25 protein-coding genes and 1 pseudogene are annotated in these 24,223 nt (G+C 66.1%); 11 read left to right on the forward strand and 15 right to left on the reverse strand.

Features of this window, described 5'->3' with window-relative positions:
• Nucleotides 1-340: 340 nt before the first annotated feature.
• From AArcSl_RS17850 to sufD, 4 genes and pseudogenes are all read left to right on the forward strand, one after another.
• Nucleotides 341-1,570: pseudogene (locus AArcSl_RS17850) on the forward strand (DNA polymerase domain-containing protein); the annotation flags it as partial.
• A gap of 145 nt (nt 1,571-1,715) precedes the next feature.
• Nucleotides 1,716-2,630, forward strand: coding sequence for an ABC transporter ATP-binding protein (locus tag AArcSl_RS05510; RefSeq protein ID WP_119816153.1), 915 nt, complete (start codon nt 1,716-1,718; stop codon nt 2,628-2,630).
• A gap of 51 nt (nt 2,631-2,681) precedes the next feature.
• Nucleotides 2,682-4,109, forward strand: coding sequence for a Fe-S cluster assembly protein SufB (gene sufB, locus AArcSl_RS05515; RefSeq protein ID WP_119816156.1), 1,428 nt, complete (start codon nt 2,682-2,684; stop codon nt 4,107-4,109).
• 15 nt (nt 4,110-4,124) lie between these two features.
• Entirely contained in the window at nt 4,125-5,336 is a 1,212-nt protein-coding gene (sufD, locus tag AArcSl_RS05520) for a Fe-S cluster assembly protein SufD (protein WP_119816159.1), read from the forward strand.
• A gap of 21 nt (nt 5,337-5,357) precedes the next feature.
• Here sufD and AArcSl_RS05525 read toward each other — a convergent pair whose 3' ends face one another.
• The 5 genes from AArcSl_RS05525 to AArcSl_RS05545 all read right to left on the reverse strand — a co-directional run bounded on the left by AArcSl_RS05525 (nt 5,358) and on the right by AArcSl_RS05545 (nt 8,805).
• Nucleotides 5,358-5,690: a hypothetical protein gene (locus AArcSl_RS05525; RefSeq protein ID WP_119816162.1), complete on the reverse strand. Its 333-nt coding sequence runs from the start codon at nt 5,688-5,690 to the stop codon at nt 5,358-5,360.
• A 67-nt stretch (nt 5,691-5,757) separates the two neighbouring features.
• Complete coding sequence (locus AArcSl_RS05530; protein ID WP_119816165.1) at nt 5,758-6,588, reverse strand: CPBP family intramembrane glutamic endopeptidase; 831 nt, start codon at nt 6,586-6,588, stop codon at nt 5,758-5,760.
• A gap of 53 nt (nt 6,589-6,641) precedes the next feature.
• Nucleotides 6,642-7,187 carry an NUDIX hydrolase gene (locus tag AArcSl_RS05535; protein ID WP_119821744.1) on the reverse strand — a complete coding sequence of 182 codons (546 nt, stop codon included), beginning with the start codon at nt 7,185-7,187 and terminating at the stop codon, nt 6,642-6,644.
• A 20-nt stretch (nt 7,188-7,207) separates the two neighbouring features.
• Complete coding sequence (locus AArcSl_RS05540) at nt 7,208-7,774, reverse strand: NADPH-dependent FMN reductase (RefSeq protein WP_119816168.1); 567 nt, start codon at nt 7,772-7,774, stop codon at nt 7,208-7,210.
• Between the two features lie 53 nt (nt 7,775-7,827).
• Nucleotides 7,828-8,805 (reverse strand): FtsZ/tubulin family protein, encoded by a 978-nt coding sequence (locus AArcSl_RS05545; RefSeq protein ID WP_161945911.1) that lies wholly within the window; start codon nt 8,803-8,805, stop codon nt 7,828-7,830.
• A gap of 82 nt (nt 8,806-8,887) precedes the next feature.
• On the opposite strand from AArcSl_RS05545, the gene AArcSl_RS05550 reads away from it, so the two are divergent.
• The gene (locus AArcSl_RS05550; RefSeq protein WP_119816174.1) at nt 8,888-9,070 is read left to right on the forward strand and encodes a hypothetical protein; all 183 of its coding nucleotides are present in this window, start codon (nt 8,888-8,890) and stop codon (nt 9,068-9,070) included.
• Between the two features lie 36 nt (nt 9,071-9,106).
• Here AArcSl_RS05550 and AArcSl_RS05555 read toward each other — a convergent pair whose 3' ends face one another.
• Nucleotides 9,107-9,427: a hypothetical protein gene (locus AArcSl_RS05555; RefSeq protein WP_119816178.1), complete on the reverse strand. Its 321-nt coding sequence runs from the start codon at nt 9,425-9,427 to the stop codon at nt 9,107-9,109.
• A complete protein-coding gene (locus AArcSl_RS05560; RefSeq protein WP_119816181.1) occupies nt 9,417-10,457 on the reverse strand; it encodes a zinc-binding dehydrogenase in 1,041 nt (346 codons plus the stop codon). Before AArcSl_RS05560 ends, AArcSl_RS05555 begins: the two co-directional genes overlap by 11 nt.
• 112 nt (nt 10,458-10,569) lie before the next feature.
• Between AArcSl_RS05560 and AArcSl_RS05565 the strand changes: the two genes are divergently transcribed.
• The 3 genes from AArcSl_RS05565 (at nt 10,570) to AArcSl_RS05575 (ending at nt 14,143) form a co-directional block, all read left to right on the forward strand.
• Nucleotides 10,570-11,334, forward strand: coding sequence for an Nmad3 family putative nucleotide modification protein (locus AArcSl_RS05565; protein ID WP_119816184.1), 765 nt, complete (start codon nt 10,570-10,572; stop codon nt 11,332-11,334).
• Nucleotides 11,335-11,408: 74 nt separating this feature from the next.
• Nucleotides 11,409-11,666, forward strand: a complete 258-nt coding sequence (locus AArcSl_RS05570) for a hypothetical protein (RefSeq protein ID WP_119816187.1) — start codon at nt 11,409-11,411, stop codon at nt 11,664-11,666.
• Between the two features lie 95 nt (nt 11,667-11,761).
• Nucleotides 11,762-14,143, forward strand: coding sequence for a DEAD/DEAH box helicase (locus AArcSl_RS05575; RefSeq protein WP_119816190.1), 2,382 nt, complete (start codon nt 11,762-11,764; stop codon nt 14,141-14,143).
• Here AArcSl_RS05575 and AArcSl_RS05580 read toward each other — a convergent pair whose 3' ends face one another.
• From AArcSl_RS05580 to AArcSl_RS05605, 6 genes are all read right to left on the reverse strand, one after another.
• Nucleotides 14,144-14,800 carry a bifunctional 4-hydroxy-2-oxoglutarate aldolase/2-dehydro-3-deoxy-phosphogluconate aldolase gene (locus AArcSl_RS05580; protein ID WP_119816193.1) on the reverse strand — a complete coding sequence of 219 codons (657 nt, stop codon included), beginning with the start codon at nt 14,798-14,800 and terminating at the stop codon, nt 14,144-14,146.
• A gap of 61 nt (nt 14,801-14,861) precedes the next feature.
• Nucleotides 14,862-15,644, reverse strand: a complete 783-nt coding sequence (locus AArcSl_RS05585) for an ABC transporter permease (RefSeq protein WP_119816194.1) — start codon at nt 15,642-15,644, stop codon at nt 14,862-14,864.
• Complete coding sequence (locus tag AArcSl_RS05590) at nt 15,641-16,660, reverse strand: ABC transporter ATP-binding protein (RefSeq protein ID WP_119816197.1); 1,020 nt, start codon at nt 16,658-16,660, stop codon at nt 15,641-15,643. Before AArcSl_RS05590 ends, AArcSl_RS05585 begins: the two co-directional genes overlap by 4 nt.
• Before the next feature lie 74 nt (nt 16,661-16,734).
• On the reverse strand, nt 16,735-18,174 hold the full coding sequence (locus tag AArcSl_RS05595) for a heme o synthase (protein ID WP_394337321.1): 1,440 nt from the start codon (nt 18,172-18,174) through the stop codon (nt 16,735-16,737).
• A 369-nt stretch (nt 18,175-18,543) separates the two neighbouring features.
• Complete coding sequence (locus AArcSl_RS05600) at nt 18,544-19,551, reverse strand: AIR synthase family protein (RefSeq protein WP_119816201.1); 1,008 nt, start codon at nt 19,549-19,551, stop codon at nt 18,544-18,546.
• An 87-nt stretch (nt 19,552-19,638) separates the two neighbouring features.
• Nucleotides 19,639-20,046, reverse strand: coding sequence for an SHOCT domain-containing protein (locus AArcSl_RS05605; RefSeq protein WP_119816203.1), 408 nt, complete (start codon nt 20,044-20,046; stop codon nt 19,639-19,641).
• 175 nt (nt 20,047-20,221) lie between these two features.
• Between AArcSl_RS05605 and AArcSl_RS05610 the strand changes: the two genes are divergently transcribed.
• Complete coding sequence (locus AArcSl_RS05610) at nt 20,222-21,151, forward strand: alpha/beta fold hydrolase (protein WP_119816205.1); 930 nt, start codon at nt 20,222-20,224, stop codon at nt 21,149-21,151.
• Between the two features lie 73 nt (nt 21,152-21,224).
• On the opposite strand, the gene AArcSl_RS05615 is transcribed toward AArcSl_RS05610, so the two are convergent.
• Entirely contained in the window at nt 21,225-21,872 is a 648-nt protein-coding gene (locus AArcSl_RS05615; protein ID WP_119821746.1) for a TVP38/TMEM64 family protein, read from the reverse strand.
• A 136-nt stretch (nt 21,873-22,008) separates the two neighbouring features.
• Between AArcSl_RS05615 and AArcSl_RS05620 the strand changes: the two genes are divergently transcribed.
• A complete protein-coding gene (locus AArcSl_RS05620; protein WP_119816207.1) occupies nt 22,009-22,374 on the forward strand; it encodes a DUF5830 family protein in 366 nt (121 codons plus the stop codon).
• 16 nt (nt 22,375-22,390) lie between these two features.
• On the opposite strand, the gene AArcSl_RS17030 is transcribed toward AArcSl_RS05620, so the two are convergent.
• A complete protein-coding gene (locus AArcSl_RS17030; protein WP_119816210.1) occupies nt 22,391-23,638 on the reverse strand; it encodes a DUF7115 domain-containing protein in 1,248 nt (415 codons plus the stop codon).
• A gap of 129 nt (nt 23,639-23,767) precedes the next feature.
• On the opposite strand from AArcSl_RS17030, the gene AArcSl_RS05630 reads away from it, so the two are divergent.
• Nucleotides 23,768-24,211 (forward strand): bis(5'-nucleosyl)-tetraphosphatase, encoded by a 444-nt coding sequence (locus tag AArcSl_RS05630; protein WP_119816213.1) that lies wholly within the window; start codon nt 23,768-23,770, stop codon nt 24,209-24,211.
• Nucleotides 24,212-24,223 lie beyond the last annotated feature (12 nt).

Consider the following 24,223-nt stretch of genomic DNA (forward strand, 5'->3'; position numbering starts at 1 on the left):
GCAGCGGTACGTCGATCTCGACTCTCCCGACGGGGAGGCGTTGATCCGGCTGCTCGCAGCCTACGTCACGGAAGGCAGTGCTTCGACGATCGAAACCACCGATTCGAAGTTCGGGGCGAGCATCGCCGAATCGAGACGGGAGTGGCTGGAAGGATTCAAACGGGATTACGAACGGCTCTTCGACGGTGCAACTGCAGGGATTATCGCGTCGGACGCGAGCAGCCAACGAACCATCGCGTACGATACCGATTCCGGTCGGGAAACTGTCACGTACGGTGACGGGACGTACAAACTCCAGATGATGAACGAGCTCTCGGCCGTGTTCTTCCGAGAGTTCGCCGGGCAGCGATCTCGGGGGAAACGAATCCCCGGTTTCGTCTTCAATCTTCGGGACGATCTTCAGGAGTTATTCCTCGAGGTGCTGGTCGAGGGGGACGGATCGCGGTCGTTCCCGCGCTACAGCGAGGAGTACTCCGACCGTAACTTCGATTTCGAGACGACGAGCCGCGAGTTGGCGGCAGGCCTCTCGACGCTGCTCACGCAACGCAGCGAGAAGCACTCGCTGAAATACCGGAAAGACAAGGGGAGTTACACGGTCCGGACGTGTGACTTCTACCGGCGCGGGCGCGATCCGAGCCTCACGGAAACCGAGCACGACGGATACGTGTACGACCTGAGCGTCGCCGAGAACGAGAACTTCGTGGACGCCGTTGGCGGGATCGTGCTCCACAACACCGACTCGGTGATGCTGGAGCTCGGAGGAGACATCTCCAAGTCCGACGCCATCGAGACCTCCTTCGACATCGAAGACCACATCAACGAACGGTACGACGACTTCGCGCTCGAAGAGTTGAACGCCGAGTCCCACCGGTTCGAGATCGAATTCGAGAAACTGTACCGGCGGTTCTTCCAGGCGGGGAAAAAGAAGCGCTACGCGGGCCACATCGTCTGGAAGGAGGGCAAAGACGTCGACGACGTCGACATCACCGGCTTCGAGTACAAACGTTCCGACATCGCGCCCATCACAAAGGAGGTCCAGCGGGAGGTCATCGAGCGCATCGTCACCGGGGACGACCTGGAGTCCGACCTCGAGGGCGTGAAGGCGTACCTGAGCGACGTCATCGACGACGTGCTCGCGGGCGAACTCTCCCCCGACGAGGTCGCGATCCCGGGCGGGATCGGCAAGCGCCTCGATGCGTATGAAACCGACACCGCACAGGTCCGGGGGGCGAAGTACGCCAACCTGCTGCTCGGAACCAACTTCGACCGGGGCTCGAAACCCAAGCGGCTGTATCTAAAGAAGGTTCATCCGGACTTCTGGCAGCGCATGGAAACGGAGAAGGGCCTCGATCCGCAGACGAACCCCCTGTACGGGGAGTTCAAGCGCGATCCGGACGTGATCTGTTTCGAGTACGCCGACCAGATCCCCGAAGAGTTCGAGATCGACTGGGAGAAGATGCTCGAAAAGACCCTCAAGGGACCGATCGAGCGCGTGATCGAGGCGCTGGGGATGTCGTGGGAGGAGGTCAAGACCGGACAACAACAGACCGGCCTCGGCAACTTCATGTGAGTGCCGAAACCGGGAACAGTCTCACCTGGAAACGAACACGTTATTCGTGTTGTAAGAATATTTCTTTCTCCTACAAAAAATAGGCCACGAGAATCCGTAAGCATTATGCGTGTATCGCCCTTTTCGTCGGTGAGACACAGCAACGATGGCAACGCTTACTATTTCGAACCTCCACACCGAAGTCGCACAGGAAGACGGGGAAAAAATCCTCCGTGGCGTCGACCTGGAAGTCAGTTCCGGGGAGATCCACGCGCTGATGGGGCCGAACGGCTCCGGAAAGTCGACGCTCGCGAAAGTCATTGCCGGCCATCCCGCCTACGAAGTCACCGAGGGCTCGATCACGCTCGAGTTGACCGACGAGGACCTCTCGGATATCGACGCAGAGCTCGACGAAGACGACTACACCTGGGAGTTACTCGACCTCGAACCCAACGAGCGTGCAGCGCTGGGAATCTTCCTGGGGTTCCAGTACCCCGCCGAGATCGAAGGCGTCACGATGACGAACTTCCTCCGGCAGGCGCTCAACGCCAAACTGGAGGAACGCCAGGAGCTGTTCGAGGAAGACGGGGAGGAAGCCGAGACCGAAGACGAGGCGGGCTACGACACCTCGCCGATGGAAGGCCCCGCCGACGACGGCGACGTGAGCGTCGCCGAGTTCCAGGGGCTGCTCCAGGAGAAGATGGAACAGCTCGACATGGACTCGAAGTTCGCCCAGCGGTACCTCAACGCCGGCTTCTCGGGCGGCGAGAAGAAACAAAACGAGGTGCTGCAGGCGGCCCTGCTCGAACCCGCGATCGCGGTGCTCGACGAGATCGACTCCGGGCTCGACATCGACCGACTCCAGGACGTCTCGAACGGGATCAACGCGCTCCGGGACGAACAGGGAAGCGGCATCCTCCAGATCACCCACTACCAGCGCATCCTCGATTACGTCGAACCGGACTACGTCCACGTCATGATCGACGGCGAGATCGCCAAAAGCGGCGGCGCCGAACTCGCCCACGAACTCGAAGACGAGGGCTACGACTGGGTTCGCGATGAATTACAGGGGGCGGCGTAAACATATGTCGTTACTCAAAGCCTACATAAGCAAGCATACGTAATTACAACCATGAGTTCAGAAGAACACCTCAAGCAGACGGACACGGAAGCCCGCTTCGAGTTCAAAAAAGAAGAGAAGTCGGCCTTCGCCGCCGAGAAGGGGCTGACCGAGGAGACGATCCGTGTCATCTCGGAGGACAAAGACGAACCCGAGTGGATGCTCCAGCGCCGCCTTCGCGCACTGGAGCAGTACAAGGAGATGCCGATGCCCACCGACTGGCCCGGACAGCCGGACCTCTCGGAACTCGATGTCGACCAGATCGTCCCGTACATCCGCCCGGACGTCGATGTTCGGGGCGGCGTCGACGACTGGACGGAGTTGCCCGACGAGATCAAGGACACGTTCGACAAGCTCGGCATTCCCGAAGCCGAGAAGAACGCCCTCTCGGGCGTCGGTGCCCAGTACGAGTCGGAGGTCGTCTACCAGAACATGCAAGAACAGTGGGAAGAGAAGGGCGTCATCTTCTGCAACATGGACAAGGCCGTCCAGGAGCACGAGGATCTCGTCCGCGAGCACTTCATGACGAAGTGCGTCCCCCCGAGCGACAACAAGTTCGCCGCGTTACACGGGGCGATCTGGTCCGGTGGCTCGTTCGTGTACGTTCCGGAGGGCGTCACCGTCGAGATGCCGGTGCAAGCGTACTTCCGGATGAACTCCGAGGGCATGGGCCAGTTCGAGCACACGCTCATCATCGCCGAGGAGGGCTCGGAGGTCCACTACATCGAGGGCTGTTCCGCGCCGAAGTACTCGGCGTTCAACCTCCACTCCGGCGGCGTGGAGGTGTTCGTCGGGGAGGACGCCCACGTGCAGTACTCCACCGTCCAGAACTGGTCGAAGAACACCTACAACCTCAACACGAAACGCGCCATCGCCGAGAAGGGCGGGCGCATGGAGTGGATCTCCGGGTCGATGGGGTCGAAAGCGACGATGCTGTACCCCTCGACGATCCTCAAGGGTCGCGGCGCGTCGGACAACCACATTACCATCGCCATGGCCGGCGAGGGCCAGGACATCGACACCGGCGCGAAGGTGTATCACAACGCGCCGAACACGAAATCGACGATCGAGTCGAAGTCGATCGCCAAGGACGGCGGCCGCACGAACTACCGCGGGCTCGTCCACATCGCCGACGGCGCCGAGAACTCCTCGACGGCCGTCGAGTGTGACGCGCTGATGTTCGACAACGAATCGACGTCGGACACGATGCCGTACATGGAGATCAACGAATCGAAGGTCGACGTCGCCCACGAGGCGACAGTCGGAAAGATCGGCGACGAGGACATCTTCTACCTCCAGTCGCGCGGTCTCGACGACGACGACGCGAAACAGATGATCGTCTCGGGGTTCATCGAGCCGATCACGGAGGAACTGCCCATCGAGTACGCCGTCGAGCTCAACCGGCTCGTCGAACTGGAGATGGAGGGAAGCCTCGGGTAATCCCCGAACGTCACCATGAGTACGCAGGTAACAGCAAACCTCTCCGAGGACGTCGTTCGACAGCTCTCGGAGGAACGAAACGAGCCGGACTGGCTTACGAACACCCGCCTGGAGGCGCTTGCAGCGCTCGAGGGGCTCGATCTCCCGGACGTCATTCAGACGCCCGGGCGCCGGTGGACGAACCTCGAGGCGCTCGACTTCGAGTCGCTGGTCGATCCGCTCGACCAGTCCGACGAGACCATCAGAGACGTCGAGGGCGACGCGGAGGTACTGACGTTCCGCGAGGCGATCGACGAGCACGAGGAACTCGTCCGCGAGACGTTCGGCTCCGTGATCGATCCGCACCACAACTACCTCACCGCGCTATCGACGGCGCTTTTCACGACCGGGACCGTCATCTACGTCCCGGAGGGCGTCGACGCGGGCGACGTGACGATCCGCGCGGAGATGAATTCCCGATCGCTGTTCAGTCAGACCCTCGTTGTCACCGAGAAATCGGCGTCGGTGACGATCCTCGAGAGTATCGAATCGGGCGACGTCGAGGTGGACGGTCACCGCTACTTCAGTAACCTCGTGGAGGTCGTCGGCGGCGAGAACAGCTACGTCCAGTACGGCTCGCTCCAGAACGTCGACCGGGAGACGTACACGTACACGCTCAAACGCGGCGACGCCGACACCTACGCTACGGTGAACTGGATCGAGGGCAACCTCGGCTCCCAACTCACCCGTTCGGACGTCGAAACCGAACTCAACGGCGACGGCTCCGAGACGAAGATCGTCGGCGCCTTCTTCGGCCACGAGGAGCAGCACCTCGACATCAACGCCCGCGTGTGGCATCAGGCGGAACACACCACCGCCGATCTCGTCACCCGGGGCGTCCTCGACGACGAGGCGCGCTCGGTGTACGAGGGCGTCCAGGACGTCGGTCGCGACGCCTGGAACACCTCCTCCTACCAGCGGGAGAACACGCTGATGCTCTCCGACGAGTCCGAAGCCGACGCCTCGCCGAAGCTGATCATCCACAACCACGACACCGAGGCGAGCCACTCGGCGACGGTCGGGCAGGTCGACGCCGAGGAGATGTTCTACATGACCTCCCGGGCGCTCGACCCGACGACCGCACGGAACATGCTCGTCGAGGGCTTTTTCGTGCCGGTGCTCGAGGAGATCGAGGTCGACGCGTTCCGCGAGGAGCTCCAGGAACTGATCGCCGCGCGGCTGCGGTAGACGGCGACACCCTCCACTCTTTTATATAGGATCGGGGCCGGCTGCGCTCTGGACCAGCCAGCCGCCCTCCATGGACTCGTCTCGCTCTACGAGTTCGATTTCGGTCTCCGAGCCGACGCGTTCCCCGCCGTCGACCTGTTCGATCCGGAACGGGACGTCGAGGCTGTCGCCACAGCAGCCGACGTCGACGAACTCCTCGCGGATCTCCCCGACCGACACCCTCCCGAGCGTCCGCCGGAAGTAGCCCCGGTATCGGTCGGATTCGACCTGATCGCGCCCCCAGTCACTCAGCGCCGACGGGTACGACAACACGACACGTTCGGCAGTGGGTGCGGCAGTGTCCGTGTCACTCATGCACAGACATATGGTTCGCGCGATCAAAAGGCGTCCGGCCGGAGCTGCACGGATCGAAAGCGCTGCCTCACAGGGCCGCTGCGGCCATCTCCTCCAGTTCGGGTCCGAACCGGACGACGACGTACAGAAGCGAAAACAGCGTGGCGTTGTACGCGCCGTGGATGAGCGAGGGAACGACGAGGTTGTCGGTCACCTCGTAGGCGACCCCGAACACCAGACTCGGGAAAAACAGGACTCCGAGCGCGAGGAGGTTGCCGGTCAGCGTCCCGCCCGTGAGCGCGAAGATGTGAATGCCGGCGAAGATGGCGCTCGCGAGCCCGATCCCGGCCACGGGACCGAGTACCTCCCGAAACCGTCCCTGGACGACCCCACGGAACAGCAGTTCCTCGCCGGGGCCGATGATCAAAAACGATGCCGGGATCAAAAACAACAGGACCTCCGGATTCTGCATGCCGATCTCCGCCGCCTGGTTTGCACCTGCATCCGCTTCCACCTGGGTCAACAGGAACGCTCCGGCAAACGCCAACCCGAGCGCGGTTACGTAGCCACCGACGACGAGGAGAAGTTCGCGTAGCGACGGCACTGACGCGGGCAGACTGAACTCCTCGCGAGCGTCCTCGAACGCCGGCACCCGCTCGCGGAGGAACGCCGCCACCCTGGGACGGATACGGGGATACGCCAGCGCAACACCGGCACAGCCCACACCCTGAGTGAAGATCAGTGTGAGGACCAGCAACGACGCAGCAGTGAGTTCGATACCGATTCCAAAGAGCAGGGCCGCTGCGAAAAGGGTGAGGACCGTACCGAGCGCGAGGCCGAACGCGCCCACGAGCGTGCCGCTGACGATCGCGAACGCCGGACGGAGGATATCCCCTCGCTCGGTCGTGAGGGTCGACATGGGTGACGATACGGGACTGGCACCGAAAACGATTGCGTACTCGCGCGGTGTCGCTACCGACGCGTCAACTCATAGTGCATCACCGCGAGGGCAGTTCGCCCATCCCGGAGGTGCCCGTCGACGACGCCGGAAAGCAGGTCCGCGTAGTCGGTGGTCTCAACACGGATCGTTTCGTTGAAGTCGAGACCCCGGTCGGCCGTGGGCTCACATTCCCGGGCGAGGAAGTGATGATGCAGCGAGTTGGCGATCCCGTTTGTCGGCTCGACCGTGGTGAGGTGTTCGAGCGAGTCGGCCTCGTAGCCGGTTTCCTCCGCGAGTTCCCGTCTCGCTGCAGTTTCGAGGTCGGAGTCCCCCTCGTCGACGCTTCCGGCCGGGAGCCCGCGGTTCACCCGGCCGACGGCCTGTCGCCACTCTTCGATCACGACGACATCACCCTCCGGAGTGAACGGTAACACCACAACAGCAGGCGATTCGTCGACGTAGTGGTAGTCGGTGTCGGTGCCGTCCGGGAGCGTCACCTCGTCCCGCCGGACGTCGAATCCCGGGCAGGCGTAGTCGATCTCGGAGGCTGTCGTCTCCCAGGCCATGCCGCCCGGCATGGGGTCGTTCTCGCTCACACTCAGGCTCCCTCGTTGTGGTCGCTCTCGAACGTCGGCGGTTCGGGTTCGATGTTCGCGTACGTGACCGTCCGACGGCCGAGGGTCTCGAGTCGCGTTTCGAGCCCATCGTCGACGAGTTGCCCGTCCTGGAAGGCGCTTCCAGAATTCGGCACCGCAGCCTGATGCGGGAGCACCCAGGCGTCGAGCGCCCGGCAGACAGACCGGAGGTGATCCAGCGCAGTAACCGGGAACGAGCCGCCGGCAACCGCGAGCAGTCCGACCGTCTTCCCCTCGAACTCGTCGAAGCCGCAGTGGTCGATCGCGTTCTTCAGGACGCCCGAGTACGAGCCGTGATACATCGGCGTTCCAAGAACGATCGCGTCGGATGTGCGCAGCGACCGTCTGAACGCCACGACATCGTCGCCAGCCTCGTCCTCGGGGTTCAACGGCGGGAGCATGTACTCCTCGAGATCGATCAGTTCGCCTGTGCCGCCGGCGTCGGTGACCCCCTCGAGGACGATCTCGAGCGAACGGCGAGTCCGACTGGCGTTCCGGAGGCTCCCGGAAACTGCAACCACATGTGTCATACCGGCAGGACGGACGGCGGCGGCTTAAAAGTCGTCGAAGGGGCGGGGGCCAGTTACCGCCTCGAGACACCGGCATAGCCGCAGGCGTCACAGGCGATCGTGGTACTGTCCCCCATTGTGTAGCCCGAAAGCGTCCCGTCACAGCGGGGACACCGGTCGCCCGGGGAACGCGTCGGCTCCGGCGGTTCGATCCCCGAAAGGAGCAGCCGGACGCGAACGCTCCCGTCCGCACCGCCCGGTTGGGACGATCCGGAGGTCTCCTCGTCGACTGCGGTCCCCCAGATGACGTGAGCCTCCCCGTCGATGCGATCCCGGACACATCCGACCAGAGATGCCGCGCCGTCGACGCTCAGATCAGGAGTCCCCGACACGTCGACGATCGCACCGCTTGCGGCCGCCACGTCGACGTCGGAAATCACACCCTCGAGCGCGGCGGAGACGGCGGTCTCCGGCGTCGATTCCGGACCGGTGCCACTGGAGAGTGTTCCCATCCCGTCAGGCGACAACAGCGTCTGAACGTCTGCCAGGTCGAGGTTCACCACCCCGGCCTCCTCGATCAGGGCAACGAGCTGTGAAATCGCCCCGGGGAGCCATCCGTCCCGGACGAGTACGACTGCGTCGGCGATCCCCTGGAGCCGGTCGATCGCCGCACGTTCGCTCACCCCGAACCGGGAGGGGACTCCGACGACAACGATCGAGAACGCGTCGTCGCCCCGGCACGAAGACTCGACCGACGACAGCGTTTCACCGGCCTCGGGAGTCGGGTTCCGGGTTGCGGTGTCGGCGTCGGACCCCTCCATGCCGACGTCGCCGACGTCGACCGCGACGACGGTCGCCTGCCGGTTTACCGACTGTCCCGCGTCGCTGGCCCCGGGAGCGAGCGAGCAGTCCCCACGGAACCCGTCGACTGCAGCAGCTCCGCGAGGACCACAGCCGACGACCGAAAGCGACGACTCGACCGCGTCGGCAACGTGTCTGAGTTCCTCGTCGGTCGTCATCGGCGTTGTCGAGAGTTTCGGACCGAGGCTCATAAACTGTCCGCTGGAGCTACCACTTTCACTTTCACTCCGCCCGTGGAGGACGTACAAGGGGGGCGACGGCGGAGTTGTCTGTATGGACGCGAAATCCGCACCGACCCCCCGATTCGGGTCCGACCTCGAGGTGGACGTCACCGACTGGACGGCCGAGGAACTGTCGCGGCGGAGCCGGGACTACCGCGTTCGCGGCTCGGAACTGTATCTCGAACGGCGGGGCGGGCGCACGTATCTCGTCGCCGACCCAGTCCCGGGGCGGTGAACCCGCCAGGGAGTCGGTCGTCCGGGACCGCGACCGTCAGGCGTTCCCATCGCCGCGTTTCAGCAGCCACACACCGATCAGTCCGAGTCCGATCGCCGGTACCAGGGGTAACACGAGATACGTCGCGAAAAACGACAGTCCGAACGCGCCGACGGCGATGGGATACAGGTAGATCACTCCCGGGACGAGCAGGAACGCCACGAACACGACGCCGACGAGCAGCCAGCCGACGTGTCCGAGCCCCTCGGCGGGCTCTGCCGTCTCCTCGGGTTCCGCCGTGCCGTGGGCCTCCGCCGTGCCGTGGGCCTCCGCCGTGCCGTGGGCCTCCGCCGTGCCGTCGTTACGATCAGAACTCACTGTCGGGTTTTACGACTACCTTGCCAAAGCCCTCACGGTTCTCCAGCAGTTCGTGGGCCCGGGCGGTGCGGCTCATCGGCAGCACCTCCCGGATCCGGGGTTCGAACGTCCCGTCCCAGACGAGCGAGAGCACGTCGTCCGCCTGGCCGGGCGTTGCCATCGTCGATCCGATCACGGACAGTTGGTTCCAGAAGATTCGGTTCAGGCCAGCTGGCGGGTTCGGCCCGGTCGTCGCCCCGCAGGTGACCAGGCGACCGCCCTTCGCGAGCGACTTCAGCGAGTCGTCGTACGTCGCCTCCCCGACGTGATCGACCACGACGTCGACGCCGCGTTTCCCGGTCAACTCCCGGATCGCCCCCGCGAAGTTCTGCGTCTCGTAGTTGATGAGGTGATCCGCCCCGCAGTCGTCGGCGTACTGCAGTTTCTCGTCGGTGGAGGCGGCCGCAAACACCTCGGCGCCGGCGTGGGCGGCGATCTGGACGGCCGCGTGGCCCACGCCGCCGGAGGCGCCCAAAACGAGCACCGTCTCCCCGGCCTCGAGATCGGCCCGATCGACGAGCATCCGCCAGGCGGTCTGGAACACGAGCGTCGCGGAGCCGGCGATCTCCCAGTCGACGTCGTCCGGGACGGGGATCAGGTTGTCCTCGGGGACCGCCGCGCGCTCGGCGTGGACCCCCGGGAGGTGCTCCCCGATGATCCGATACCGGACGCACATCGACTCGTCGCCGTCCCGACAGAACTCACAGCGTCCACAGCCCACCCCAGCCGAGAGGGCAACGCGGTCCCCCTCGTCGAACCGGGTGACGTCCGGACCCGTCTCGAGTACGACGCCGGCGGCGTCGCTTCCGGGCACGTGGGGCATCTCGGGATCGATCCCCGGAAGCCCCCGGCGGGTCCAGATGTCCAGGTGGTTGAGCGCCCCCGCCTTCACATCGATCAGCACCTCGTTCCGACCGACATCGGGCTCCGGATAGTCGTCGTACGTGATGACACTCCGGTCCCCGTGCTCGGTGAATTGCACCGCCTTCATACGTGATCGAGCGGTCGGAGCCGTGAAAACTGTACGGCATCGCGGGTCGGTCGGCAGGTCGACCCAAGGGGACGCAATCCCTTTGCGCCCGGAGTTCGAACCCCGCCCGTCGATGTCGCCATCACCCCACCGCGCCGTGGCGATCAACGTGGGCGCAAACACGTCGCTTCCCGGCTTTCGCGGGCCGATATACCCCGACGGGAGCTTCGAGTACGTCCCGATTCCCGAGCGAGAATCGACGGATCCCGACGCGTCGGTTCCGACGTACGGCGACCTTGCGGCCTCCCTCCGGACGCCGATCCCGGAGGAGTTGTTCGACCGGGAGGTCCACCTCGATCCGGAGTTCGCCGGCTATCCGTGTTGTGAACGGTACACGTACGGCGACGAACACGGCGTGAAAGCCGGTCCGCTGTCCAGACTCGACCCCGGCGACCGTCTCTACTTTTATGCCACGCTCTCGAGCGTCGAATCCACCGGCGGGGCGGACAGTCACGACGGGAACAACTGGCTACCGCCGGAGTGGGGCGCGTTTCTCATCGGCCACTTCGAGGTAGAACAGAGCCTCACCGGGGAGGCGTACGCGGAACTGTCCCCAGGCGAGCGCGGGCCGTTCGCAAACAACGCCCACGTGAAGCGGACGGAAGTCGACGCCGCGGTGTTCGTCCTCGGAACCGACGAGTCCAGGCTGTACGACCGGGCCGTTCCGCTTTCGACACCGGAGGCCGGAAGCGAGGCGAACGACCTGGTCACCCGGCTGTCGAACGACTCCGGCCGGGGACCGTGGTGGCGGCGCGTCCTCCGGTTCGATCCCGACGCCGCCGGCGAGTTGGCAGCCGTCGTCCGCCGACGGGCGCACGAATCCACCGGGGGAAAGTGAGCGCCCACCCGGCCGGAATTTACTCAGTTCCGTATCCGAGTAAACTTATAAGGTTCGAACGGCATACACCGCATATGGAACCCAGCGACGCGGTGAAACAGCTCGAGTACGTCTTCGATGCGAACACCGACTCGGTCGGCGCACGTTGTGCGCCGATGTACGGCCGGACGTTCGAGCGCGTCGCCGAGCACGGCACGGGACAGGACATCGTGACCGTCGCAGGCGAACTCGGCGCCCGAATCAGCGACGGACAGCGTCCGACCGCCGACGAGGCAAACGCCCTCGCGAAGGAGGTGCTCGACCGACGGGCACTGACCGACGGCGGCGACTGAACCGCTCCAACCGCGTCGACGCTGTAGTTCTCCCTGATACGGTTTCGTGGATCATCGACCACAACTGTTAGGCGCCGGCCACGCCGACGTGTACCGTGGACGACCTCGTCGCCTGGCTTCGGGATAGACCCTACTACGAGGGACAGATCGTCACCCACGATCGACACCCGGCACGGGAACCGCAGTTTTCCGACGTCGAACTGGAGCCACGACTCCAGGGCCTTCTCGCGGATCGAGGGATCGATTCCCTGTACGCCCACCAGGCTGACGCCATCGAAGCGGTCCGGGAGGGAGACGACGTCGTGCTCGCGACCGAGACGGCAAGCGGGAAGTCACTCGCGTACACGGTGCCGGCGTTCGAGCGCGCGATGGACCACGGCGGCCGGACGCTGTATCTCGGCCCACAGAACGCCCTGATCGCCGATCAGCTGGAGACGCTCGCGGAACTGGCCCGGGGACTGGGGTTCGGCTCCCGGGTTTCAGTCGATCAGTACACCGGACGGCTGTCGAAGACCGAAAAGCGCGAGGTTCGCGATCGGCGGCCGACGGTGCTGCTTTCGAACCCCGACATGGTCCACTACGCGCTGTTGCCGCACGGCCACCGGCTGTGGGAGTGGCTGTTCTCCTCGCTTGAACTGGTCGTCGTCGACGAGGTGCACAGCTACCGGGGCGTGTTCGGCTCCCAGGTGGCGTTGACGCTCCGTCGGCTCCGCCGGCTCTGTGAACGGTTCGGCTCGGACCCGCAGTTCGTCTGCTGCTCGGCGACGATCGGCAACCCCGTCGAACACGCCTCGCGGGTGACCGGCCGACCTGCCGACGGGTTCCGGCTTGTCGACACCGACGCCTCCGGTCGGGGTCCGCGCCACTGGATACTCTGGAACCCACCGGAGTACGACGCCGACTGGAGCGACCGGAGTGCGGGAGAGGGTGGTCGCAGGCGGTCGAGTCACGCCGAGTCGATGCGGCTGTTCGTCGACCTGCTCGTCCGCGGACACCAGACGCTGTCGTTCACCCGGGCGCGCCAGACCGCAGAGCGGTACGCCCAGGAGAGCGCCCGCGAACTCCGAGAGCGGGGACAGCGCGATCTGGCGGGGGCGGTGCAGGCGTATCAGGGATCGCTCCGGGGTGACCGTCGGCGGTCGATCGAACGACAGCTCGACGCGGGCGAGATCCGGGGCGTCTGGTCGACGAACGCGCTCGAACTCGGCGTCGACGTCGGCGGCCTCGACGCGGTGATCCTCGACGGCTACCCCGGCACCCGGATGGAGACGTTCCAGCGGGCCGGCCGCGCCGGCAGGGGGTCGGAGCCGGCAGCAGTCATCATGGTCGCCGGCGAGGATCAGCTCGACCAGTATCTGATGGGTCATCCGGACGAACTGTTCGACGGCGATCCGGAGGAGGCGATCACGGATCCGGAGAACGACCGGCTCCTCCGGAACCACGTCCCCTGTGCCGCAACCGAAAACTGGCTGTCGCCCGACGACGAGGGGTACTTCGGGGAGTCGTTCCCGGACGTCGTCGCCGATCTCGAGGCGTCCGGGACGCTCTCGCGACGGGAGACCGACGCCGGGCTCCGGTGGCTCTTCGACGGCGGCGGGAGCCCGCAGCACGGGATGAGCCTCCGACGGATCGACGACAGAGAGGTGGACCTGCTCGACCGGCGGGACGGGGACGTTATCGCGTCGCTGGGGTTTTCGGACGCGCTCCGGGACGCCCATCCCGGCGCGATCTACCACCACCAGGGGGAGACCTACGAGGTGGCCGAGCTGGATCTCGATCGCGACGTCGCCGAGCTTACCCCGACGTGGGCGGATTACTACACCCGTGTGCTCACGGACAAGACGATCGAGGTCGACGAGGACCGCAAGCGACGGCCCCTCTCGGCCCGGCCGGAGACGTCCGTCCGCTTTGCGGATCTTTCGGTCACCGAGCAGGTGACCGGCTACGAGCGCCGGGACGGCTCCACCGGGGAGCCGCTGGGGCGTGTCGACCTCGAGTTGCCCGAGACGACGCTGTCGACGACTGGACTGTACGTGACGGTGCCGCCGGGCGTCGAACGGGGGATGCGGGCGCTGGGTCGGGAAAACGGGACGGGAGCCGCCGGCGAACTGGCGCTTGCGGGCGGGATCCACGCGGCCGAACACGGCGTGATTTCGCTTTTCCCGCTGGAGTTCCTCTGTGACCGGGCGGACGTCGGGGGGCTCTCGACGCCGCGTCATCCCCACACCGACCGGGCGACGGTGTTCGTCTACGACGGCTACCCCGGTGGGGTCGGCCTCACCCGACGGGGATTCGAGGTCGCCGAGTCGCTGTTCGACCGGACCGCACGCCTGATCGACGGCTGCGGCTGCGAGGACGGCTGTCCCGCCTGCGTGCAGTCGCCCCACTGTGGGAACGCGAACGAACCGCTCGAACCCGAGCCCGCGGTGGCGTTTTTAAATGAACTGGTTGGCGCCGACCGATCGGGCCGGAAGTGACTACCCCCGGGCAGCCGCGATCCGATCGCGGAACTCCCGGGCCGTCTCTGTAACCGACTCCGGCTCGCCGCGCTCGACGGCGTCGTAGTCCACGAGTGAACCGCCGGCGCCGACACAGATCGCGCCGGCCTCGATGTAGGCTTCGACGTTCTCGAGATCGATCCCTCCGGTGGGCATCAGCGGGACGTCGCCCAGCGGCCCCCGGATCGCCGAGAGGTGTCCCGGACCGACTGTCGACGCCGGGAACACCTTCAGGAGGTCGGCCCCGGCCTCGCGCCCCCGGATTGCCTCCGTCGGCGTCATAACGCCTGGAGCGACCAGCGCGCCGTATCGGTTCGCCGTCTCGATTACGTCGGCGTGTAGCGACGGCGAGACGACGAACTCCGCGCCGGCAAGCAGGCAGCTCCGGGCAGTCTCCGAATCGAGAACCGTCCCCGCGCCGACGACGGCCTCCGGAACGCTCGCGTCGACCTCCGCGATCAGGTCGCTCGCGCCGTCGGTGTCGGCGGTGATCTCGATCGCGGTCACCCCGCCGGCCACAAGCGCGTCGGCGGTGTCGATTACCGTGTCCGGTTCCCCGCCGCGCATGACCGCCACGACGCCGCTTTCCCGCAGCGCTTCGAACGTCTTCGGCGTTCCGTCGGTCTCGTGAGTCATGTCCCGGTGTGGGGCGAGCACCGGAATAAAACTACATACTACCGACCTCCAACCGCCCATATCAGTCCGTTCGGGGGATTGCGGACGCCCCGATCGCGAAGGCGACGACCGCGAGCCCGATCACGACCGCGAGCTCCGGCTTCCAGGACATCGTCGGATCGAACGTGATCGCGCGCACGCCGCGGGAGAAGTAGGTGACCGGCGAGTGCTCGACGATCGGCAGGATCCAGGCGGGGAACATCTCGGCGTTTACGAACGCCTCCGAGAGGAACAAAAGCGGGAACGCGATCCCGTTCGAGGCGGCGATCGCGCCGTCCCGCGAGTCGGTGATCCGGCCCAGAACGGCGCCGACGCCGCAGAACAGCGCAGACGCGAACGCAACAAAGGGGATCAAACCCAGAAGCGCCGCAGAAAGCGGGATCGGTGCGCCGGTGAGCCCCACGACCAGAACCAGGATGAGGAGGCTCGCTGCACCGATGATGAGCACGTTGACGACGGTGTGGGAAAACAGCCACTCCGCCCGAGACAGCGGCGTCGTCGCGAGTTTCTCGAACCGGTTGTCCTCGCGGTGGCGGGCGACCTCGCTACCGATGCGCGAAAGCGGAGTAAACAGGACCACCGTGACGACGTACCCCGGGATGTAAAAGCCCGCAGGTTCCGCGAACAGCCCGCCGTCGGCCGTCTGCGTCTGGATGAGCGCCCCGAATATCAACACCAGCAGCGCCGGAAAGAGGAACGTGAAAAACACCGCCGTGCGCCGCCTGAAAAACGAGCGCCAGGCGGCGAGTGACTCGGCTCGAACGCGTCGAGCTCGCCTTCCGACGCGCCCGGGTCCGTCGCTCATTCGTTTCCCCCGTCGGCGGAGACGGTCGGTTCCGCGGCCGCCGACGCCGTCGCCGGATCCTCGAGGGCGACTGCCGCGCCGGGTGGACGTCTTCCTTCGAACGTCTCCCCGGTCAAGGAGAGATACACGTCCTCGAGCGACGGTTCGGTCCAGGTCAACGACTCGTAGCTCACGGCCGCCGATTCCAGGGCGTCGACCGCAGCCGGGATGTCCGCCGGGGTCACGTCGGAGAACACGACGTTCCCGCCGGCGGTTGTGACCTCGAAGCCGGTCGCGTCGGCGAGAGAGTGGGTGACCTCGGCGAGCGAATCGGTGACATCTGTCGGCGCCACGGTGCCGCGGACGACCAGCCGGCTCCGACCGCCGTACTCAGCGATCAGCGACGACGGCGTGCCGGCCGCCACGAGTTGGCCGTCCCGGAGCATTCCGACCCGGTCGGCGAGCCGCTCGACCTCCGCCATCGAGTGGCTCGTGAGAAAAACCGTGGTCCCGCCCTCGGCGAGCCGGTCGATCAGGTTCCACAGCGATCGGCGGCCGGCGGGATCGATCGACGTGGTCGGCTCGTCGAGGAACAGTACGTCCGGGTCGTTCACCAGCGCGGTCCCCACGCAGGTTCGTCGGCGCTGTCCCCCCGAGAGGTTCTCGTACCAGGTATCTGCGTCGTCCTCGAGCCCGACGTCTGCGAGCACGTCGACGACCGGTCTGGGGTCGTCGTACAGCCCCGCGTAGTAGCCGATCAACTCGCGGGCCGTGAGGCGGGCAGGTGGGGAAAACGACTGCGGGAGGAGCCCGATCCGCTGGCGGTCGACCTCGGTCGGTTCAGCGTCCAGAACAGTTATCGACCCGCCGTACCGGATCGTCCCCGAGAGCGCCCGAACCAGCGTCGTCTTCCCCGCGCCGTTCGGACCGATGAGCCCGAACACCTCGCCCGTGTCGACGGACAGGGAGACCCCCGAAAGCGCCGTGGTCTCGCCGTACCGCTTGCGTACGTCCTCGGCGACGAGCGCCGCGTCCATACCTTCCGAAAGCCAGCGACGGCCCTAAGCGTTCCTTTTCGTTCCGGGAACCGAGTCCCCCATCCGGAGGGCGATCAAAACAGCGTCGCGTCGAAAAGCACCGCAAGCAGCGCGAGCCCCAGATACGCGTTCGAGGCGTGAAACGCCCGGAACGCGGCCGTTTCGGTCCGTTCGAAGTGAAGCCGGATTACGGCCCACAGGAACACGGCCCCCACGACGACGGTCGTGGCCGCGAACAGCCACCCCAGTTCGGTCCACGCTGCCAGGGCGGCCGCCACCGCGAGCGTGGCGCCCAGATACCAGACGATGTGTCTCCGGGTGGCCGTCTCGCCGCGAACCACCGGCATCATCGGGAAGCCGCCGCGGGCGTAGTCCTCCTTGTACGCCAGCGCGAGGTTGTAGAAGTGGGCGGGCGTCCACGCAAAGATCAACGTTGCGAGCAGCACCCCTCCGAGACCGATCTCGCCGGTGACCGCCGCCCAGCCGATGAGCGCGGGCAGCGCCCCCGCGGCACCGCCGATGACCGTGTTCTGGACGGTGTTGGGCTTCAACACCAGCGTGTAGATCACGCTGTAAAACACGATTGCGACGAGTCCAAGCGCCGCCGCGAGCAGGTTTACCCACGCGAAGAGTGCAAGCGAGATGCCCGCGAGGATGATCCCGAACGCGACTGCGTTGCCGACCGGAACCAGGTCGGTCGCCAGCGGTCGATCGCTCGTCCGCTGCATCCGCCTGTCGACGTCCCGCTCGAGGACGTGATTGAACGTGCCCGAGGCGCCGATCGCGAGTGCACCCCCCACGAGTGTCGCCGCGACGACTCCCGGCGTGAAGCCTGGACCGCCGGCAAGCGCCATCGCGGCGGCGGCGACCAGACACAGCAGCCACATCAGCCGTGGCTTCATCAGGCTGTAGTACGCTCGCACGGTGAGTTTCGCGCGAGCGATCCGGGAGGTCGGCAGATCCGGTCGCTCCGGAGACGGTGTTCCCACACCGTCGGCCGGGGGAGCCCCTGAACCGTCCGTCGAGTCGCCGGCGGTATCGACTTCCCGACCGGACTGCTCACCGTGGCCGGTGAGGATTTCGAGTCGCCACGCGAGTGCAGCGAGCGTGCTGGCAAAGATGAGGACGCCGAGCGCGAGATGAATCGCGGACAGGGAAGCGCTCGCGCCGGCCACCGCCACGACTGCGCCGATCCCGGCCTGAAGGGGGTACAACACGACCGCGAGGCCGAGTGCCGCCTTGACCCGGGCTTCGACGCCGCGTCGCCACGCGAGAAGCGTCGTGAACACCAGAACGACACCGACGACGATCGCCGCGAGGCGGTGGCCGATGGCGATCCAGCCGTCGGTCGTCGCCGGAAGACTCGACCCGTCCCCGCAGGCCGGCCACGCCATACAGGCCGACGCCGCGTCCGTCACCGCCGTGACCGCGCCGGCAACCACCAGCAGATACACCCCCATCGCCGTCGCGGCCAGCATTCCGGGAAGGGAAATCGAAGGGAAACGGGTCACTATCCGCACCTAGGGCGCGTTCCACATATATGTTCCGCGCCTCCGTCGGCCGATTCGACGGTACGAAGACCAGTCACGTGGCGCCTCCGAAAAGCGACCGGAACGGTCCGGCGCCGCCGCGCCGGGAAAATCGAGGCGTGGACGGTGGCAGGGTGCGCGGCGTCGGGGGGTGATCCGCGCGCTGGGGATGTCGCCGGACGAGGGGGTAGCGTCCGGACGGTGGTGGGCGACCACGCGTGTCGGGCGGCGCGTCGAACGACGGGAACCGTCCGGTAAACCGGACTAATGACTGGAAACTGAAAGAAATGACGCTTTGTTCCGAGCGGGTCGAGAGGGATTATTTGGAGACTTCGCCCCGTTAAAGGGAGCGTATCACTCCTCGAGAAGCCGCTCGTACACCGGCCACGACGCGTCACCGTCCGGCGGGGATGTCTCCTCGCCGTCGACGACGACTCCGCTGCCGGCCTCGACCCGACCGGCGATCCCGACCGGCGTTCCCCGTTCCCGGAGCGCCTCGACCACGTCGTCGGTGTCGTCTGGATCGACAGCGATCACGAGCGTCCCCGCGCTGGTCGCACGCCACGGGTCCATTCCCAGCGCCTCACAGACCGTCACAACGGGCGACTGCGTGGGAACGGCGTCGGTGTCGACGGCGAGGCGGACGCCGCCACTACGGGCGACCTCGTGGAGTGCGCCCACCAGCCCACCCTCGGTGACATCGTGCATCGCGGTTACCCGTCCGGCGGCTGCCGCCGTCACCGCGTCACGCACCCCGTCTAAGTCGTCCAGTCCGGACTGGACGGTTGCAAGCGTCGACGGGTCGACGTCGACCGCATCGGGGAACAGCGACGACAGCAGGCCGGCAGACTCGACCGCCGGTCCGCGGGTGACGAGCAGGTCGTCCCCGGGTCGGGCGCCGTCCGGACGGACGACCGCTTCCGGATCCCCGACCGCCATCGCGGTCGCGCCGCCGACCCACGGATACGAACACCCCTCGTACCGGGCCGTGTGTCCGGTGACGACGCTCACGCCGAGATCGCGGCACTCCTCGTGGATCGCGTCCCACGTCTGCGCGAACTCCCCGTCGCTCATCGACGGGGGAAGCGTGAAGGCGATAGAGAGATGCGAAGGCGGGAGTCCGGAGACGGCGACGTCAGAGAGGACGATCCGAACCGCGAACCGGCCGGCACGCCGAAAGCCGAGCTGGGGGAGGATCGACACTGGATCCGTCGCCATCACCACGGCGGTGTCCTCGACGGTGACGACCCCGAAGTCGACGCCGTGTTTCGGCCCGAGCGCGACGTCGTCCCGCGTTGCGCCCAGCTTCGGTTCGATCTGTGATTCGAAGAACTCCCGATCGACCTTTCCGGTGTCCGACATCGGTTCGAACAATGCCGGCACCGGATTTGTAGGCTTCGCACGTGGTCTCGGCAGGAGTCGTCGTGTTGTGCCGGCGAGGGAATCGGTTCACCGCTCCCGATCTCGGATCCGGTCCCTGGCGCTTTCGGGCGACTCCGTCTCCAGCAGCGCCTCGACCTTCCGCTCGAACTCCTCGTCGTCGAGGTGACCGCGTGCGTACCGATCCCGCAGCGTCGCGAGCGCCTCGTCGTCCGTCTCCTCGCGTTCCCGTGCGCGCTCGCCGTGCGCTGCCTGCTCCGATCCCGTCTCCCGCCCGGTTAACAGGAGATAGCCGACGCCGAGCACCAGCGCGCAGAACAGCAGCCAGCCGCCGAACATCAGTGGCCCGAACACCATCATTCCCTCACCCATCATCGTCGATCCTCCGAACGAAAACATCGAGCCGAGCAGGAGCGGGACGAAAAGCAATACCGCTCCCGCAAGAAGCAGTGTTCGGAGCAAACCGGTGTCACTCATGGATGCAGGTACGCCGCCGAGTTTTTTCCCCCTTTTCGTTGGCCGATCGTGTCTGTCGTGGGCCGGAAAGTTTCCTTTCTGCAGGACACCCCCATCGTCGATTTGGAATCGAATCCGAACGGTCGGCCCGTCGGTCGCCAGGATTTATAAATCCGGGGCGAGCGTACGTCCGGACATGTCCGGAGACGAAACCGCGAGCGGGGACGACCTCCCGGAGATCCCCCCGGAGGTGCCGGGAGAGTCGGTCCGGATCCGAACGAACGGGACCGAGTTGCACGCCGTTCGCGCCGGGCCCTCGGAGGGTCCACTCGTCGTATTATTACACGGTTTTCCGGAGTTCTGGTACGGGTGGCACGAGGCAATCGCGCCGCTTTCCAACGCGGGCTATCGCGTCATCGTCCCCGATCAGCGCGGGTACAACAAAAGCGAGAAACCGTCGGGGGTGTCGCCGTACCACATCGACGAACTCGCCGCCGACGTGGCCGGGATCGTCGAGGCGCACGGGCGTGAAACCGCCGGTGTCGTCGGCCACGACTGGGGCGCAGCGGTCGGGTGGTGGCTCGCGATGCACCGTCCCGAGCGGGTTTCGTCGTTCGTGGCCGTCAACGCCCCACACCCGACCGTCATGTATCGCCGGCTCAGGGAGCGGTGGACCCAGCGACTCCGCAGCTGGTACATCCTCGGGTTCCAGCTCCCACGGATCCCGGAAGCGGTCGCCCGCGCCGGAAACTGGCGACTGCTCGTCCGGGGAATGCAAAAAAGCAGCCTCCCCGGGACGTTCTCGCCGGTCGACTTCCGGCGGTATCGACGAGCCTGGAGTCGTCCGGGGGCGTTCACTGCGATGGTGAACTGGTACCGGGCCGTCGGCCGCGACCGTCCCCGTCCGGAGTCGGCGCGCGTGGAACCGGAGACGCTCGTGATCTGGGGTACACAGGATCAATACCTGGAACATCAGATGGCAAGGGAGAGCCTCGAGTACTGCGATGACGGTCGGTTGAAGACCCACGAGGACGCGACCCACTGGGTACAACACGAGGAACCCGTCGCCGTCGCCGACGAGATACGGGACCACCTCGACGCGTTCACGCGGGTCGCCCGCGAGTAGCGACCACAGTAGCTGGATCCACGATCGCGAAACGAGGATCGACCCAGGAGCGCCGAGAGGGCGCCGGTCCGCGCTACGCTTCGGTAGTTCCCGCCGGAGCGGTGTCACCGCGATACACTCGATACACGGGGCCGGCGAGCAACAGGGCGCCCAGAAGTGCGAGTCCGGCGACGAACCGCCAGTCCAGAACCAGCCCGTCGGCGAGCAGCGACTCCGCGGAGACGCCGATCAGGACGCCCGCGATCACCCAGGGGAGTTCGCCGGCGGCCGTCCCCAGAAGGAACGGGCGCGGCGGAACCCGGGCGGCGCCACACGCGACCGTGATCACGTCCGAGGGCGCCGGGAGCAACCGACTCGCCGTCACGGTCCGCACGCCGCCACCCGCGTCGACGAGGCGTGCGCCCGCCGCCGAAACCCGGCCGTCGGGGACCGTTCGGACCGCAATGAGGTACGGCGGCACAGCCGTCAGCGTGAGCAACCCGACGCCGATCGGGACACCCCACAGGCCGTAGCCGTACCCCGCAGCGATCGCAAGCGGCGTGGTCGGCCACGCGAGAAACGGTCGAACGACCGCGACCGCGAGCAAAACTGCACCGAACGCGACCGGACGGTCGGCGAGCCAGACGAGCGCGGACAGCGCACGCTCCGGCGAGGTCGTCCACGCCCCCACCAGGACGACGACGAGCACGGCAGTCCCGATCGCGATTCGTCGACGGTTCACGGTCGATCCCTCGACGGTTGTTCCCGGCCTTCCGGACAAACGCTTTGTGGTCGGTCGTGGGGCCTCGACCGCGAACATCCGTCCGCGATCGACCGGTGCGAAAACCGTTATTGTCTCCCCCGGACAAGGTGGCTGCGTGAGCGAGCGACAGCGCAAACGGGAACTCGGTCTCGAGCTGCTTGCCAACCTCGAGGACGAGGATCTCCCGATGTCGGCGGTCGTCGACCGGATCGAGACGATCACCACGAGCCCCTCGCTCACCCGGGAGATCCTCGACACTGCCGACCGGCGCGGACTGATCGACCGGGAGGACGGGCGGATCCGTGTCCGACGGGGCGGAACGTTCGTCAGGTTCGAGAGTCAGGTGATCCAGCGCGATGGAGAGTTCGAGTGCCGACGGTGTGGAGCCTCGATCGCGACCGGCCACTTCGTCCGGTTCGACGCCGGCGAGCTCGGCCCGTTCGGCTCCTCGTGTGTCAGAAAAGTCCTCGGACGCGAGTGAGACTGACGAGTCGGCGTTATCGTCCGCGGCGGAGCTCCTCGATCAACTGTTCGATGAGCTGTGACTGCTGATCGAGCCGCTCACCCTGCCGTTCGACGGTCTCTCGAAGCGTTTCGACCTCCTCGAGGAGCCGTTCGAAGTCTCCGTCCGCGGCGCGTGCGGGCTCGAACGTTCCTTCGAATCCGTTGTCGGTTCCGGCGTCGGTTCCGGCGTCGGTTCCGGCGTCGGTTCCGGCGTCGGTTCCGGCGTCGGTCCCGTCGTGAGTCGCCGAATCGGGTGTCGCCTCCTGCGCGGCACCACGTCCGGCGGTCGTACCGGTTCCGGCTTCCGCCCCAGAATCACCGGACTCGGCGGTGGAAAGCACATCGTCGATCGCGTCGTCGACAGCGTCGACTCGTGCGGTTTCGGACCCGTCCTCGCTTTCGGTTCCCGACGCCGGACTCGCCGCGTCGGACGGTGACGAGACCCCCGCAGTCCCAGAGCCGGTCTCCGAAACGGAGATACCGTCGTCGGTATCGTCGCCTTCGGCCGGTTCCGCCGAGAGGGGATCCGGGCCTTCCCCGAAGTCGGTCGGATCGGGGGCCTCCTCCCCGCCCTCCTCGTCCGGTTGGACCGCGAGCCGGAACTCCTCGAGGCTGGCCACGTCGTAGTGGTCACACAGCGCGTCCACGAGCGTCTCCTGGACCGCCCGGGCCTGTTCGTTTGGCGCCTTGAACCGTTGCTGTCGGCCGTCGACCGTCAACACGACCGACGTGGCGACCGATCCTTCCTCGAACTGCAGGTCTGAGACGTCGTCGTAGTGGAACTCCTCGTAGTCGTCGTCCCACACGGCGGCGCCGATGTGCTTGACGACGCGGTCGCTGGTGACGACGAGCGTCAGTTCGCTGAATCGGAAGGTTCTGAGCGCAGACTCGCCCGGATCCGTGATCCCGGCCGCGCTGAGCGTCCCGGCGAGCACCGGGTGTAGTGCGTCCTCGAGCCGCTTTGCCGGAATCGAGACCGTCCGCTCGCCGTCGAGGCCGTAATCGAAGGTGAGTTTCGCCTTCCGTCGCCCCCGAGAGACGGTGAGACGTTCGGCGCCGTGGGGGTACTCCTCGACGGATTCGTCGGAGAGCAACCCCTCCGCGCGGTAAACGAGGGTCCGAGACGGCGTCACGACGAGCCGGTCGTCGCCGCCCAGCGGGACCGTCGCGACGGCCTCCTCGTCGTCCAGACGTGTCGCGAGTGTCTCGGGCAGACTCATCACCTCCGACGTGTCCTTCATGCGATATAAATCCGCGGGATCGACGGTCGGATGGGTCCGAACGAGAGTCACGTGACGGGACACGGCATCGAAACCGAGACGATTGTCCCTCCGACACCCATTTAACTGGCGATAGCTTACCTGACGTCAATGGCGGTCCAAGCGACCAGCGCTGGAGCCATCCTCTTCCGCGACACCCGCGATCGGAGGGAGTATCTCCTCCTGAAGAGCCGACCGGGGGACTGGGAGTTCCCCAAAGGCGGGGTCGAAGGCGACGAGGAGCTCCAGCAGACGGCGATACGGGAGGTCAAAGAGGAGGCCGGAATCGAAGAGTTCCGGCTGATCGACGGCTTCCGCGAGGACTACGATTACGTCTTCGAAGCGAACGGCAAAACGATCCACAAGACGGTTCACCTGTTCATCGCGCACTCGTTCGAGGCGAGCGCGGAGCTGTCGAAGGAGCACCGCGACCTCCAGTGGCGCGATTACGAACAGGCGATAAACACCATCACCCAGGACGGTCCCCGGGAGATACTCGAGGAGGCACACGAGTATCTCGATTCCGTGCTCGAGGACCAGGAGAGCTACGTTTGATTCGGTAGCCGG

It is taken from the genome of Halalkaliarchaeum desulfuricum, from assembly GCF_002952775.1.
Lineage (GTDB): Archaea > Halobacteriota > Halobacteria > Halobacteriales > Haloferacaceae > Halalkaliarchaeum > Halalkaliarchaeum desulfuricum.